Annotated in this window: 2 protein-coding genes; both read right to left on the bottom strand. The window is 47.2% G+C overall.

The features are described 5' to 3' along the window. The coding region (locus LEPBO_RS45485) for an IS1 family transposase (protein WP_144056307.1) at nt 1-120 on the bottom strand (120 nt) is incomplete at its 3' end. A gap of 52 nt (nt 121-172) precedes the next feature. Continuing rightward, on the bottom strand, nt 173-288 hold a 116-nt coding region (locus LEPBO_RS41350), incomplete at its 5' end, for an IS1 family transposase (RefSeq protein WP_225903979.1).

Raw genomic sequence — 288 nt, 5'->3', positions numbered from 1 at the left:
GTTCTGCGGGTCTTGCACGAACTGTCGTCCACAGTCCCGACAGCGATAGTTCTGTTTGCCGTTATGGATTCTGCCATTTTTGACCGTGTGTTTTGACTCGCAACTTGGACAAGAAAGCATGACTGCGACACCAGGAAAACCTAGGTAGTGTTCTAGATGTGTGGGCATAACGTTATACTGCTCGCCCGAACTCATGACGATTGATGAATAATCCAATCACAGTATCATGCATCTTCTCAGTCTTGGAAAAACAGATCGTCTTTCTGGCAAGCCGCTTGATCCGAGTTC

The sequence above is a fragment of the Leptolyngbya boryana PCC 6306 genome (genome assembly GCF_000353285.1).
GTDB classification, from domain to species: Bacteria; Cyanobacteriota; Cyanobacteriia; order Leptolyngbyales; family Leptolyngbyaceae; genus Leptolyngbya; species Leptolyngbya boryana.
The sequence above is the reverse complement of the archived record's forward strand: the minus strand, read 5'-3'. Positions and strand labels throughout refer to the sequence as shown.